This is a genomic window from Lentilitoribacter sp. EG35 (assembly GCF_040784015.1).
Taxonomy (GTDB): domain Bacteria; phylum Pseudomonadota; class Alphaproteobacteria; order Rhizobiales; family Rhizobiaceae; genus Lentilitoribacter.
The window spans coordinates 1-745 of the sequence record NZ_JBFNGQ010000040.1 but is presented as its reverse complement, the minus strand read 5'-3'; the positions used below and the strand labels follow the sequence as shown (position 1 = coordinate 745).

The 745-nt window shown below is 41.6% G+C and carries 1 protein-coding gene; it reads right to left on the bottom strand.

The window, feature by feature from the left end:
- Positions 1 to 745 (bottom strand): AMP-binding protein (locus tag AB2J24_RS19855; RefSeq protein WP_367386814.1); only part of this gene is annotated, 745 nt, incomplete at both ends.

The following is a 745-nucleotide window of genomic DNA, read 5'->3' as shown; positions in this document are numbered from 1 at the left end:
GCTATGAACCGATCTGCCGTCAGATCAGGGCGTCCTAAATAACCACGTGCTAAACCTGCTCCAGCTATATAAAGCTCGCCACTAACACCAACGGGAACAGGACGAAGCCAATCATCCAATACATAAATCTGAGTGTTCCATATAGGACGGCCAAACGTTGAAATTGTATTGAAGTCACTAGCCCAAACTTCGCCATCTGCACAAACATCTGTAATTTCTGTCGGGCCGTAGCTATTCACAAACTGTAAATTAGGCACAGCTTCATAGATTTGACGCAGAATATTCGCTTTTATTGTTTCTCCGCCTAAAATCACCCATTTCAAAAAATGAGACATATTCTTTATTAATTCTAAGTTCTCGTTAAGGACATAGAATTGTGACGGGGCGCAGTTCAATAAGTGAGATTTGGATATATTAATAAGCTTACCAAGTTTCTCACAATCATGCGATTCTTCGTTAGCAAGGACGACAGTAGCTCCGCTCACTAATGGAGAAAAAATATTCTTAAGCGTTAGATCAAAAGCATATGAAGATATGACGAGAATCCGAAGATGTTTCTTAAACTCATACCGTTTCGCATACCATTGATAGAGATTTGCAGCACCACCATGAAGGCCGACCACACCTTTAGGTTTTCCAGTTGATCCTGATGTGTAGATGACATAGGCGGGATTGGTGGGGGTAAGCGGTCGAACTCGGTCACGATTGTCTGGATTGGTTGTATTTTCTGCGTTCAATATTTTGA